Source organism: Nonomuraea sp. NPDC049725, assembly GCF_040674795.1.
Classification (GTDB): Bacteria; Actinomycetota; Actinomycetes; order Streptosporangiales; family Streptosporangiaceae; genus Nonomuraea; species Nonomuraea ceibae.
Genome location: NZ_JBFANJ010000003.1, coordinates 646,117 through 659,733 on the forward strand (window position 1 = coordinate 646,117; position 13,617 = coordinate 659,733).

At 72.0% G+C, this 13,617-nt stretch carries 10 protein-coding genes; 6 read left to right on the forward strand and 4 right to left on the reverse strand.

All coding sequences use genetic code 11. From position 1 onward, the window contains the following. Positions 1-20 precede the first annotated feature (20 nt). Positions 21-758, reverse strand: a complete 738-nt coding sequence (locus tag AB0J53_RS10880) for a DeoR/GlpR family DNA-binding transcription regulator (RefSeq protein ID WP_364170943.1) — start codon at positions 756-758, stop codon at positions 21-23. A gap of 240 nt (positions 759-998) precedes the next feature. Between AB0J53_RS10880 and AB0J53_RS10885 the strand changes: the two genes are divergently transcribed. From AB0J53_RS10885 to AB0J53_RS10905, 5 genes are read left to right on the forward strand one after another with little or no spacing between them, the layout of a single operon-like run. Beyond that, complete coding sequence (locus AB0J53_RS10885; protein ID WP_364170945.1) at positions 999-3,467, forward strand: glycoside hydrolase family 78 protein; 2,469 nt, start codon at positions 999-1,001, stop codon at positions 3,465-3,467. Between the two features lies 1 nt (position 3,468). Beyond that, positions 3,469-4,773, forward strand: a complete 1,305-nt coding sequence (locus AB0J53_RS10890; protein ID WP_364170947.1) for an extracellular solute-binding protein — start codon at positions 3,469-3,471, stop codon at positions 4,771-4,773. 5 nt (positions 4,774-4,778) lie between these two features. Further along, on the forward strand, positions 4,779-5,645 hold the full coding sequence (locus AB0J53_RS10895) for a sugar ABC transporter permease (protein WP_364170949.1): 867 nt from the start codon (positions 4,779-4,781) through the stop codon (positions 5,643-5,645). Continuing rightward, positions 5,642-6,454: a carbohydrate ABC transporter permease gene (locus AB0J53_RS10900; RefSeq protein WP_364170951.1), complete on the forward strand. Its 813-nt coding sequence runs from the start codon at positions 5,642-5,644 to the stop codon at positions 6,452-6,454. Before AB0J53_RS10895 ends, AB0J53_RS10900 begins: the two co-directional genes overlap by 4 nt. Continuing rightward, positions 6,451-9,945 carry a hypothetical protein gene (locus tag AB0J53_RS10905; RefSeq protein WP_364170953.1) on the forward strand — a complete coding sequence of 1,165 codons (3,495 nt, stop codon included), beginning with the start codon at positions 6,451-6,453 and terminating at the stop codon, positions 9,943-9,945. The genes AB0J53_RS10900 and AB0J53_RS10905 overlap by 4 nt, the downstream gene beginning before the upstream one ends. On the opposite strand, the gene AB0J53_RS10910 is transcribed toward AB0J53_RS10905, so the two are convergent. The 3 genes from AB0J53_RS10910 to AB0J53_RS10920 form a co-directional block, all read right to left on the reverse strand. Beyond that, positions 9,924-10,124, reverse strand: coding sequence for a hypothetical protein (locus tag AB0J53_RS10910; protein ID WP_364170955.1), 201 nt, complete (start codon positions 10,122-10,124; stop codon positions 9,924-9,926). The genes AB0J53_RS10905 and AB0J53_RS10910 overlap by 22 nt on opposite strands. Before the next feature lie 118 nt (positions 10,125-10,242). Beyond that, positions 10,243-11,739, reverse strand: coding sequence for a dienelactone hydrolase family protein (locus AB0J53_RS10915; RefSeq protein ID WP_364170957.1), 1,497 nt, complete (start codon positions 11,737-11,739; stop codon positions 10,243-10,245). Positions 11,740-11,865: 126 nt separating this feature from the next. Continuing rightward, a complete protein-coding gene (locus AB0J53_RS10920; protein ID WP_364170959.1) occupies positions 11,866-12,453 on the reverse strand; it encodes a helix-turn-helix domain-containing protein in 588 nt (195 codons plus the stop codon). 676 nt (positions 12,454-13,129) lie between these two features. Between AB0J53_RS10920 and AB0J53_RS10925 the strand changes: the two genes are divergently transcribed. Beyond that, entirely contained in the window at positions 13,130-13,594 is a 465-nt protein-coding gene (locus tag AB0J53_RS10925; protein ID WP_364170961.1) for a macro domain-containing protein, read from the forward strand. Positions 13,595-13,617 lie beyond the last annotated feature (23 nt).

The following is a 13,617-nucleotide window of genomic DNA, read 5'->3' on the forward strand; positions in this document are numbered from 1 at the left end:
AAAAATAACAACCTTGGCCGTTACAACGGCGCCACCTCGACGTTACGGTGATGGTCACGCAACCGCTGCAGCAATGCGGCGGGCGCGTTGGAGTCGACCACGACCAGGTCGAACTCGTCCAGCGCGGCCACCCGGTGCAGGGCCACGCGCGCCAGCTTGGAGCCGTCGACGGCCAGGATGCGCCGCGCGCCGGAACGCAGCATCGCCCGCTTGACCAGCACGATCTCCTGCTCCTGATGGAACGCGTACTGCTCGGAGATCGCCGAGGTGGACACCACCACCACGTCGGTGCTGACCGCCTGGGCCGCGTCCACGCAGCCGAGGCCGAGGAACGAGTCGTGCGTGGCGTGATACTCCCCGCCGAGCGCGATGAGCCGGATGTCGGGGGCGCCGGCCAGCAGCCTGATCGCCTCCAGGAAGTTCGTCACCACGGTCAGCGGCGCCATCTGCGCGAGCCGCCTGGCCACGGCCAGCGCCGTGGTGGAGTCGTCGAGCATCACCGAGCTGCCCGGCTCGATCAGCCCGGCCACCACCCGGGCGATCGCGTCCTTCTCGGCGGCGTGCGCCTGGCGCCGGTAGGCGATGTTGCTCTCCCAGACGTTGGACGCCTGGGCCGTGACGCCGCCGCGGACCTTGCGCACCATGCCCTGGCGCTCCAGCTCGTCGAGGTCGCGGTGCACGGTCATGACGCTGACGCCGAAGCTCTCGGCCAGCTCGGTGACCGATGCCGACCCCTGGCGCACGATCAGCTCGGCCATGTCCCGCCACCGCGCGGATCTGCCGGAGGAGTGCTGCCGCGCATTCACCTGAATCCCACCTCGCCTGGACGGTCGCGAATCCTACTCTTGACACCTCGCTGGGGCGACTCCTAATCTCCCCCCACCATCACATCTAACAGAGCAGGCTGTGAAGTTAACAGCAATGCGGGACGGAGGTGGGGCGTGGGCTCGGTACGGGCATACGGCCTGAGCTGTGACCATCGCACGACCCCGCTCGGTGTGGCCGGCTCCGCGCCACGCCTGTCCTGGCGGCTCGCCGGTGCCGACCCGGTCTCCTGCGTCGTCGAGGTGGACGGCCTCTGGTCCAGCGGAGAGCTGGCCGACCCCGCCGAGATCGCCGTCCGCTACGCCGGGCCGCCGCTGAGCCCGGGCGCCCGCTACGACTGGCGGGTCACGCTCCGCGCCGCCGACGGCACCACGAGCACCGCCCGCTCCTGGTTCGAGACCGCCCGGGACCGCTGGACGGCCGCCTGGATCGCCGCCGACCCCGACGCGGTCGAGCACGTGGACCCGCCCACCGAGGGCGAGCGGGCGCTGCCTCACCACGGCCTGCTGCCCAGCCCTCAGCTCCGCCGCGCCTTCACGCTCGACGCGCCGGTGACCGCCGCGCGGTTGCGCATCAGCGCCAGGGGCCTGTACGAGGCCGCCGTCAACGGCACGCGGGCCGGAGACGCCCAGCTCGCCCCCGGCTGGACCGACTACCACCGGCGCGTGCACTATCAGACGTACGACGTCACCACCCAGCTCGCCCCCGGCGAGAACGTGCTGGCCGTGACGCTCGCCGACGGCTGGTGGAGCGGCTTCACCGGGTTCGACCCGCGCCGGCCCGGCTTCCACTACGGCCGCTTCCCCGAGCTGATCGCCGAGCTGCACCTGACCTTCGCCGACGGCACCACGCGGGTCGTCGGCACCGACACCGCCTGGCGCACCGCCCCCGGCCACGTCCGCTACGCCGACCTGCTCAAGGGCGAGTTCCACGACCTGCGCGCGGCCACCCCCGGCTGGGAGCTGCCCGGCTTCGACGACACCGGCTGGCGGCCGGTCGTGGTGACCGGGCGCGACCACGACCTGCTGGTCCCGGCCCCGGACGAGCCGATCAGGGCGCTCACCCGGCTGCCCGCGGTCACGCTCACCCGGACCGGCCCCGACTCCCACGTGGCCGACTTCGGGCAGAACCTCGCGGGCCGCGTCCGCCTCACCCTGCCCGAGCTGCCGCCCGGCACGCGCGTCACCCTCAGGCACGCCGAGACGCTCGACGAGCAGGGCCGCCCCGACACGGCCAACCTGCGCACCGCCGACGCCACCGACACGATCGTCAGCGCGGGCCCGGCGACCGTGTTCGAGCCCGCCTTCACCTACCACGGCTTCCGCTACGCCGAGATCACCGGCCTGGAGCGGCCCGCCGACGTCGAGGCCGTGGTCCTGCACAGCGACACCCCGTGGACGGGCACGTTCGCCTGCTCCGACCCGGAGGTCGAGCAGTTGCGGCGCAACATCGAGTGGGGGCAGCGGGGCAACTTCGTCAGCGTCCCGACAGACTGCCCGCAGCGCGACGAGCGGCTCGGCTGGCTGGCCGACGCGCAGGTGTTCCTGCCCACTGCCTGCTTCAACGCCGATGTCGCCGCGTTCTTCGCCAAGTGGCTGGACGACGTGCGCGACGCGCAGACCGCCGAGGGCGGTTTCCCCAACGTCGCGCCCCGGATCAGCGGCGTCGCCGAAGAGGGAGCGCCAGGCTGGGCCGACGCCGGGGTGATCATCCCGTGGCACCTGTACGAGACCTACGGCGACGCCGGATTCCTCGACGTGGACTCCATGGCCGCGTGGGTGGACTTCGTGCACCGCCACAATCCCGACCTGATCTGGCGCTTCAGGACGGGCCCGCACTTCGCCGACTGGCTGGCGCCGGGCCCGGCGACGCCGCGCGAGCTGCTGGCCACCGCCTTCTTCCACCGCAGCGCCGACCTGACCGCCAGGGCCGCGCTGGTCCACGGCCGCACCGGCGACGCGGAGCGGCTACGCGCCCTCGCGGACGACATTCGCACGGCCTTCATTAAAACGTTCGTATCGGCCTCGGGCAGGCTGGCGGGCGACACCCAGACCGGCTACCTGCTCGCTCTCGCCTTCGGCCTGCTGCCCGGCTCCGGCGTCGCCCTCGCCGCCCGGCGGCTCGCCGAGCTGGTCGAGGAGCACGGCCCGCAGACCGGGTTCATCGGCGTGAGCCTGCTCTGCCCCGTCCTGTCCGAGCACGGCCGGGCCGACCTGGCCCACACGCTGCTACGGTGCACCACCCCGCCGTCCTGGCTCTACCAGGTACGCAACGGCGCCACCACGATCTGGGAGCGATGGGACGGCCGGGGCGCGCCGTCCATGAACTCCTTCAACCACTACGCGTTCGGCTCGATCGGGGCCTGGCTGTACGGCGGCGTCGCCGGCATCGGCCAGGCGCCCGGCTCGGTCGCCTACCGCGAGCTGGTCATCCGGCCGCTGCCCGGCGACCTGACCTGGGCGCGGGCCGCGTACGAGTCGGCGCGCGGCCGGATCGCCGTCTCCTGGGAGCGCCGCGACGGCGCCTTCCATCTGGCGGTGACCGTCCCGCCGGGCGCCACCGCCACCGTCCACCTGCCCGACGGGCAGACCCGCCAGGTGTCCTCGGGGGACCACCACTTCAGCACGACCGAGGAGTCATGACATGACCGACCTGCGCAACGCCCGCGTGAGCCGTGGCCAGTTCTTCCGCATGATGGGCGGCCTGGCCGTCGCCGCGGCTGCCACCGCCTGCTCGACCAAGCCGCAGACCACCGCCACGACCGGCGGCGGGCCCGCCGCCACCGAGCTGAAGTTCGTCGGCGTCTCCGACCAGATGACGCCGATGGACAAGCTGGCCGCCGCCTACCAGAAGGTCAAGCCAAGCGTCCGGCTCACCACCTCATACGCCCCCACCGACCAGGTGCAGACGTCCGTACGCACCCAGCTCGGCGCGGGCAACGCCCCCGACCTGCATGTCGTTTACCCGGGCAACGGCAGCGCGATGTCGATGACGCAGATCGCCAAGGCCGGGCTGCTGGCCGACCTGTCCGACCAGGCGTGGACGCGGAGCATCCCGGACGGGTTCAAGCCCGCCCTCCAGCTCGACGGCAAGACGTACATGCACTCGGCGGGATCGACGGTCATCGGCGCGATCTACAACAAGAAGGTCTTCGAGAAGGCCGGCATCGACGCGCCGCCCACCACGTGGAGCGAGTTCCTGGCCGCCTGCGGCAAGCTGAAGAAGGCCGGCCTCGCGCCCATCGCGCTCGGCGCCCAGACCCCGTGGGTCACCCAGCTCATCACGTACGCGCTCGTCCCCTCGACCGTCTACGCCAAGGACCCGACGTTCGACGACAAGCAGCTCGCCGGGCAGGCGACCTTCGCCGGCTCGGGCTGGCGCCAGGCCATGGAGATGTACCTGGAGCTGCAGAAGCGCGGCTTCTTCAACGACAACCCGAACGGCACCACGTTCGAGCAGCAGATCTCCCTCGTGGCCACCGGCAAGGCCGGCATGGCCATCCAGGTCTCGGCAGTGCTGCCCGACTTCCGCAAGGCCGCCGCCGCGTCCGCCGAAGACCTGTCCATGTTCCCCGTGCCGGGAGCCGACCAGGCCGACGCCGTGTGGATCCCGGCCGGCGTCGTCGTCGGCCTTGGCGCCGGCGCCAAGGGCGCCAACGTCGCCGAGGCCAAGGCGTTCGTCGACTTCCTCGGCAAGCAGGAGAGCATCAACGCCTGGGCCGAGGCGATCTCCGCCATCCCGCTCACCCAGGACGCCACCTCCGTCGTGGACCCCGCGGTCGAGTCGTTCCTGCCGTTCACCAAGGACCGCGCGGTGCCGTTCATGGACCAGCGCTGGCCCAACGCCGAGGTGCAGCCCGTCCACTTCGCCGTCGTCCAGGAACTGCTGGCCGGCAAGTCGTCGATCGACGAGGCGCTGAAGAAGATGGACGAGGCGTACCGGAAGTGACCCGCGTGAAACGTGCCCGCCTGACCACCCCGCCCTGGCTGTTCGCCGCCCCCGCGCTCGTCGTCTACGCCGTCGTGGTGCTCTACCCGGCGGCCGGCGGAGTCGTCTACGCCTTCACCGACTGGAGCGGCATCGGCCAGGACATGTCGTTCGTCGGCCTGGACAACTTCGCCACCCTCCTCGGCGACGACCAGGCCACCGGCTCCATCGGCAACACCCTGCTGCTCACCGTCGCCATCATGATCGTGCAGAACGGCGTCGGGCTGCTGCTGGCCCTCGGCGTCAACGCCAGGCTCAAGAGCCGGGCGCTGCTACGGGTGATCTTCTTCGCGCCCGTCGTCGTCAGCCCCGTCATGGTGGCGTTCCTGTGGAAGTACGTCTACAACCCCGACCCGTCCGCCGGGCTCAACGGGCTGCTCGGCCTGCACGTCGACTGGCTCGGCGACCCATCGGTCGCGCTGTGGTCCATCGCCGGCATGGTCGTGTGGCAGTACGCCGGCTACTCCATGGTCATCTTCCTGGCCGGGCTGGAAGGCGTGCCCAAGGAACTGCACGAGGCCGCGATGATCGACGGGGCCGGCACCTTCCAGCGCTTCCGCTACGTGACCTGGCCGCTGCTCGCCCCCGCGGTGACGATCAATCTGATGCTCTCCACGATCGGCGGGCTCAAGCTGTTCGACCAGGTCTTCGCCGCGACGAACGGCGGCCCCGGCTACGCGACGGAGACGCTGTCCACCGTGCTCTACAAGCAGGCGTTCGTGTTCGGCAAGTTCGGCTACAGCACCGCGATCGCGCTGGTGCTCGCCCTGTTCGTGGCCGCCGTATCGCTCGTCCAGGTCTACTACCTGCGCAGCCGGGAGGTGACGGCATGAGAAGGACGTTCCTGCTGGAGATCGTCATGGTGGCGGTCGCCGTGGCGTTCCTCTTCCCGGTCTACACGCTGGTCTCGCTGTCGCTGAAGGACCCGGCGCAGATCTCCCAGGCGCCGCTGGCCCTGCCCGACCCGCCCACGTTCGACAACTTCGGCAAGGCGTGGACCGCCGCCGCGCTCGGCCCGTCCCTGATCAACAGCACCGTCGTCACCGTGGTCAGCCTCGTCGCGCTGATCGCCCTCGGCTCCTTCGCCGCCTACTACCTGGCCAGGGTCCAGACGCGGCTCGGCTACGGGCTCTACATCCTGTTCCTGCTCGGCATCGTGCTGCCGTTCCAGCTCGGCATGATCCCGCTCTACGAACTGGTCACCGACCTCGGGCTGATCGGCACGCACGCCGGGATGATCCTCTTCTACACCGGCATCCAGCTCCCGTTCACCGTCTTCCTCTACACCGGCTTCATCCGCGCGCTGCCCCGCGACTACGCCAGCGCCGCCCAGATCGACGGCGCCTCGCAGCTGACCGCGTTCACCCGCGTGGTCTTCCCGCTGCTGCGGCCGATCACCGGCACCGTGCTGATCCTCAACGCGGTCTTCATCTGGAACGACTTCTTCACCCCGCTGCTCTATCTCGGCGGCTCCGGCTTCGAGACCGTCCCGGTCAGCGTCTTCGCCTTCGTCGGCCAGTACGTCTCCGACCACGGCCTGGTCTTCGCCGGGCTGGTCCTGGGCGCGCTGCCCATCGTCGGCGTGTTCCTCGCCCTGCAGCGCTACGTCATCAAGGGCTTCTCGAGCGGGCTCAAGGGATGAACGTCCACGACGTGCTCCGCGAGCCGCCCGCCAGCCACTCACCGGCGGCCATCTGGTGGTGGAGCGGCGAGCCGCTGCGCCGCGACCGGCTGCGCTGGCAGATGGAACGCCTCGTCGCCGGAGGCGTCCGCAACCTCGTCATCCTCAACCTGGCGCCGTCGGGGCCGCTGTTCGGCTCCGACGCCGACGATCCGCCGTTCCTGTCGGAGGCGTGGTGGGAACTGCTCGACGGCGTCTGCGCCGACGCCTTCGAGCTGGGCGCCCACCTGTGGTTCTACGACCAGCTCGGCTTCTCCGGCGCCGACCTGCAAGCCCGGCTCGTCCAGGAACGCCCGGAATTCGCCGGCCAGTGGCTGGGCGCCGACGGAACCATCACCACCCGAGGCTTCGACTACCTGTCACCCGGAGCCTGCGCCGTTCTGCTCGACCGGGTGCACGGCGAGTTCGAGCGGCGCGTCGGCCACTGGTTCGGCCGCGTGATCGCGGGCTCCTTCCAGGACGAACTGCCGACGCTGCCCACCTGGTACGCCGACTTCGCCGCCGAGTACGCCGCCCGGCGCGGCCGGCCGTTCTCCCTCACCGAACCGGACTGGCAGGCCTACCACCTGACCCGCGCCGAACTGGCCGAAGAGGCGTTCTTCCGGCCGCTGGCCGACTGGCACCGGCGTCATGGCCTGCTCAACGGCTGCGACCAGCAGGACCCGGCCCGCGCCGGACACCCCGTCGACGGCGTGCGCCTGTACGCCGACTACGCGCGCACCCACCGCTGGTTCAGCGCGCCGGGCTCCGACCATCACGGCGACGCGCGGCTGCACTCCTCGCTCGCCCACCTGTACGGCCGGCCGCGCACCTGGATCGAGGCGTTCCACTCCAGCGGGTGGGGCGGCACGCTGGAGGAGACCCTCGACTGGCTGCTGCCGTGGCTGCGGGCTGGCGCCAACCTCTACAACCCGCACGCCGTCTACTACACGACCCGGCGGGGCTGGTGGGAGTGGGCGCCGCCGTCCACCGACTGGCGCCAGCCGTACTGGCGGCACCACCGCGTCTTCGCCGACGCCGTCACCCGGCTCTGCGCGGCGCTCTCGCTGGGGCGGCACGAGTGCGACGTCGCCGTCCTGCTGCCCGCCACCACCGCCCGCGCCGGCACGCCCGCCGACGGCGCCGCCCCCGCCACCGCCGACGCCGGACGGGCCCAGCGGGTGTACCGCGAGATCGTGGGCGACATGGCCTGGTTCGCCACCGAGCCCGGCGCCCTCGACCTGCTGTGCCTCGACGCCGACGTCATCGACGACGACTCCGTCCGCCGCGCCGCCGCACTGACGCGTGGCGACGACCCCGCACGGCCCGGGCCGCGGCTGGCGGTCGCGGACGAGGCCTATCGGGTGGTCGTCCTGCCCGCCGTGACCGTGCTCGACGAGGAGGTGGCCGAGCGGCTGGACGAGTTCGTCGCCGCCGGGGGGCTGCTGGTGGCGGTGGAGGCGCTGCCGGAGTCCCCGCGGCTCAGGGCGCGGTTCGCGGCCGGTGAGGCGCGGTTCGCGCCGACGGCCGGGGAACTGGGGGAGGCGCTGGCCGGGCTGGAGCGCCGGGTGGAGGCGCCGGTGCCGCCGCTGGTCCGCTCGGTGGGTGACACCACGCTGGTCTTCCTGACCGCCGCGTTCCCGATGGCGAGCAGGGTCGGCGTGGCGCGGCCCGGCGAGCGCGGCGTGGAGCTGGGGTGGCTGGACGCCTCGATCGACTTCGAGCCCGCCAGGTACGCCCGCGAGATGCGGGTCAAGGTCACCGGCGTGACGGGCACGCCCCTGCTGGCGGGCCTGTTCGGCGCGGAGCCGAGGCCGCTGCCGCACCGGGTGATCGGCGACGCGGTGGAGGTGGACGTGCCGTTCGACGACGGCCCCGCCGCCCTGCTGATCTTCGACGGCGGCACCGCCGTCCCCGCTCCGCCCACGGTCTACGCCGACCCCGTCGACCTGGGGGAGGAATGGGACGTGGAGCTGGTGCCGACCCTGGACGACACCTGGTCGGACTTCGGCGCCGCCCCCGCCACCGTCGAACGCTGGACGCTGACCGGCGCGGACGGCGTACGGGTGCATGCCACCTTCGGGCCGAAGGGCGAGCAGCGCACGGGCGACGGCCCCTGGACGCCGTCGGTGTGGTCAGATTCGCGGGGATTGCGCAAGGACCCGGTGCACCGCGACACGCTGGGACCGAAGGGGCACGTACCGTCGGAGTTCCTGGCGCTCGGCCGCGTCGCGGCGGGGGAGCGGGCCCGCTTCCGCAGCCTGCTCACCGTGCCCGGCGACGGCGGGCTGCTGGCGCTCGGCGCCCCGGCGGCCAAGACCGTCCGGCTGGACGGGGCGGAGCTGCCGATCGAGGACACCGGTTACGCCGCCGTCTCACGTGACCGGCTAAAGCCCGGCACGTACCTGCTGGAACTCGACCTCGTCCCCGACGAGGAGCTGGACCTGCGGGCGTACGTGTGCGTGGTCGCCGAGCCCGGCGACGCGGCGCGGCCGGAGTGGATCAGCGGCGCGCCGATGGAGACGACCGTGACCGTGGGCGCGCCGCCGTACGAGGTGCTTCAGGTCGCCTCGGTGGCGCCCTGCCGGGTGCTGGTCAACGGGGAGGAGGCGGGCCGTCAGGGCGGCTTCGACCCGTACGCGGACGCCGACATCCCGCGCCTGCGCCGCTACGACGTCGCTCACCTGCTGCGGCCTGGCGCGAACGTGATCCGGGTGGAGTCGGACGGCTGGGTGCTCGTCGACGGGCTCGTGGTGTCCGGCCCGAGCTGGGACTCGCGCCCGCGCGTGCGGCGACGCCAGAACGGCGACCCGGCGGCGCTGTATCTGCGCCCGCGCCCGCACCCGCTGCCCGGGGCGGACTGGCTCGACGGGCGGCCGGTGGCGTTGCCCGCGACGTTCGCCGTGCCCGGCGCGCGGCCGGGTGCCGCGCGCTACCGCCTGGACCCGCCGCCCGGCGTGACCGCGATCGAGGTGGACACGGCTCTCGGCGCGGCCCGGGTGGACGGCGCGGAGCTGGAGGTCGCCACCGGGCCAGGGGCGCAGGGGGGCGCGGCGCTGACCGGCCCGGTCCGCTTCACCTGCGGACCCGGCCGGATGCGGCTGGGCGACTGGGAGGAGCGCGGGCTGGCGGGCTACAGCGGCGGCGTGCGCTACCGGACCACGCTCACCGGCTCCGCCGGGCCTGCCCGCCTCGACCTCGGCCGCGTCCGTGGCACGGCGGAGGTCACGGTGAACGGCAGGCCGTGCGGCGTCCGGGTGTGCTCGCCGTACACCTTCGACGTCGCCCTGGACGAAGGGGACAATACGCTGGAGATCCTGGTTCTTGGCACGCTGGGCCCGTATCTGGACGAGGTCAGCCCGACGCACTTCGTCTTCCCCGGCCAGCGCGTCACGGGCCTGTTCGGCCCCGTCACGCTGGCCGCCCGTCTCACGACGCAACCTGGCGATCTTCAGGTGTGGCACGGGGCGTAGCCGTGGAGCAGTCGTTCGACGGCGCTGCGGGCGAAACATGCGCGATCGACGACCGTGGCCACCCCCGGAAGCATCCTCACCGAAGCGATCACAGCGTTCCTGTCGGCGCCGGGAGTCAGCTTCAGGGCGAAGGACTGGGGCATGCCGGTGTCGGCCGCGTCGGGGAACTTGCCGCGCATCCAGGTGAAAGCGCCGGGGGGTGAGGCCCGCGGCGACGATGTCGATCAGCAGGTCGAGGACTTTCGCGCGGGCGCTGCCGGTTCTGGCCTCGTGCTCCGAGCCGGGGCGGGAAGGGGCCTACGGGATGATGAGTCCCCAGAACAGGGCCCAGGGCACGAACGCCAGCCCGGCCACCAGCAGCAGCCAGAGCCGGACCCGCCCCTCAGGGGCCGGCGCGATGTCCTGCACGGCGGCGCGGCTCGCGCCCCTGGCTCCGTGGGCCGGGCGGCGGCGGGTGCGCCACGCGGTGACGGCGGTCGTGATCCCGGCCGCGACCACGGTCACGGCGAGAAGCTGGAGCAGCAGCCAGGGCACCGGCCGGCCGAGCACGACCGGCCCGATCACGGTCGCGCCGGTCAGGGCGAGGACGCCGACGTAGCCGAGGAAGCCCAGCGTCGTCGCCGCCAGCGCGGCGACGAACACGCGGGCGGGCCGGGCGGCCACGGGGACGCCCCGGCGCCCGCGCACCCGGCGTACGAGGGCCGCGACGGGATGGCCGAGGCAGGCGAGCGCGAAGAGCGCGAGCGCCACCGGCTGCCACCAGGGCGCCTCGTACCAGGCGAGCGGCCCGTCCACCGGCTCGCTCACCCGCGCCCGCGCCTGGGCCGCCGGGATGCTGACGCTGGACGGCGGTGCGCCATCGGCCTGAGACTCGATCCAGGCCGTCTCCAGTTCGGCGTAGCTCGCCGGCAACAGGTCGGGCCGGTCGAAACCGTCGTCACGGGTACCGTTGAGGTTGTGGCGCACGCCGTCGATGAACCGGATCGTGTGGTGCTCGTTGCCGCCCCTGGCCAGCGCCGCCGCGATGATCTTCGCGCTCTCGGCGGGCACCGCCTCCCTGTCCAGGGTGCCCCACACCGCGAGGACCGGCTGGCGTATCCGCTCCCACTCCCGTACGGGATCGTGCCCCGCCTCCGCGAACAGCCCGGCGGCCACAGCGTAACGGGTGAACCGCCACGGCAGCGCCGTGACGAGCGACCCCCGCACACCCGCGTGCGCGAGCCGCTCGCCGTACGCCCACGCCTGCTGCCTGGCGGGAGTCGTGCCGACCGCCCCCGCGACGATCAGGAAGGCGACCTGCGGCGAGCGCACCGCCGCGACGGGCGCCACCCAGGCCCCCTCCGACAGGCCCCAGATTCCCACCCTGTGCGGATCGACCTCGGGCCGGGCACGCAGGGTGCGCACGGCGGCGAGCGCGTCGGCGGCCAGCATCCCGTAGTCGCGCCGCACGGGGGAGTAGCCCTCGGTGCGCTTGTCGTAGATCAGGGCCACGACGCCGCGCCTGGCGTACGCCTCGGCCTCGTCCCGGAATTCGTCCCTGGTGACCGGTCCCGCGCCGTGCACCATGACGATGGCCGGGCGCCGGCCATTGGCCTGCGGCGGGGCGACGACCGTCCCGCGCAGGGTCACGCCGCCGGCACCGGTGAAGGTGACCTCACTGCTGCGCACGTCCCGCGTCCCGGCGTCGGCGGCAGCGCTCCCCGGCCCGGGAGGTAACCCGGGGAGCAGTACGACGGCGAGAAGGGCGACCGTGAACGCGGTCGCGCGGCATCTTGAGTTGCGTAGGAGCAGCATGAGCTGCTCTCCTTTCTCTGGGAGTTCGCACACGTAGAGACACGCCCTTCGCGGGCGTGGTGATGCGGTTTCCGTTCCCGGGCCGCCGGGCTGGCACCCGGCGGCCCGGACTCACACGTCCCGGCGCTAGCCCTCGTGACGGTCCTCGTCGCCGGGCGGTTCAGGGAAGGCCAGCAGCCGCGCGAGCACGACCCGCGCGCCCTCCGGCGTCTCCTCCGGCGGACGCTTGTAGCGGTAGATCAGCTTCACGTACGCCTCGAGGAACTCGCCCAGCTCCTCGGCCGTGAGCGTGATCGCCGAGCGGGACCAGGCGAGGGCGTCGGCCCACTCTCCCATCCCCCCGCGCTGGAGCTGGAAGCGGGTCAGCTGCTCCAGCTCCTCGGCGAGGTCGAGGCGGCTGATCTCCTCCGCCACCGCGCGCATCTCGGGCGACTGCCTGCTGTATGGCGGGAGCCTGCGATCGGCCGGGACGTGCCGCCACCATCTCTCCCGCCCCCGCGACAGCTCGGGGACCTCTTCGATGAAGCCGTGCCTGGCCATCTGACGGAGGTGGTAGCTGGTCAGCCCACTGCTCTCACCCAAGGCGCGGGCGAGTGTCGTGGAGGTGGCCGGGCCATGTCTGAGCTGCCGTTCGATGCGCTGCCGCATGGGGTGGGCCAGCAGCTTCAGCGCCTCGACGTCGGTGATCTCCTGCCGGGCGGGCGAGTCTGACATGGGGACACCGTACGGTCTACAAAGAGTCTTTGCAAACAGTCTTTGTAAGTCTACGAGTGCTACCACGTGTGGGCCAGCACGCGGTTGTAGAGCCAGCGTCGACCCGGCCGGCAGCAGTCCGCCCGCCACGTCTGCTTTCCGGGGGCGCCGCGCACCACTACCGGTGGAGTCGCGTATTGAAGTGTCGCCAGTTGCCGTTCCGCAGAACCCGGTGGTGACGTTCGGATGAGCGAGTTGCCTAGGGTCGTTGGCGTGGGCCGGACGCCGTTCGAGTTTGGCGCGGCTGTGGCCGGAGGGTTGTGACGATTGGAAGGCGAAGGTGTGGCGGGCGTCGTGTGGACGCACGCCCAATCGGAGCAGGGCCTGGGGGGCGGTGCGCAAGTGGCGGACCGTGCGTGACTGTGCTCCCTCCTCGAAACGGCACTGCCGCGTACGAGGAGGGCAGCCTCGGGCTGCACACCTACGAGGGAGTCCACTCGATATGAATCTACTTTGTAAAGGGCCCCGTATCGGACATGCTGAAACGACCTTGACCATCGAGGACACCGACGAGACCCTCCGCGCCACCACGAAGCCGATCGCCCGGTTCGCCGTTCGAAGGCGGCATCCGCAGAAGGCCTTCTCCTGAAAATCGCGCGGGACACGAATGTCAGGGCGCTGGCGTACCTTCCACACCGTGATCTCTTATGTGACCGGCGACGCGACCCATCCCCACGGCCAGGGACCAAAGGTCATCAGCCACGTGTGCAACGACGTCGGCGGCTGGGGCAAGGGCTTCGTCCTTGCCCTCTCCCGCCGCTGGCCGCAGCCGGAAGCCGACTACCGAGCCTGGCACCGCTCTGGTGACGACTTCCGGCTGGGTGCGATCCGGCTGGTGCAGGTCGCGCCCGAGTTGTGGGTCGCGAACATGATCGGCCAGCACGGCATCCGGCCCACCAAGGACGGCCCGCCTATTCGCTACGACGCCCTGGACCGTTGTCTGTCCGCTCTGGGTGACGAAGCTCTGAGTCTCCACGCGAGTGTCCACATGCCTCGGATCGGCGCTGGTCTCGCCGGCGGCTCTTGGGAGCAGATCGAACCGCTGATCCTCAAGCAGCTGACCGAGCGCGGTATCGCGGTCACGGTCTACGACCTGCCCTGACCGTGTGGCTTTACGGAGGCCCA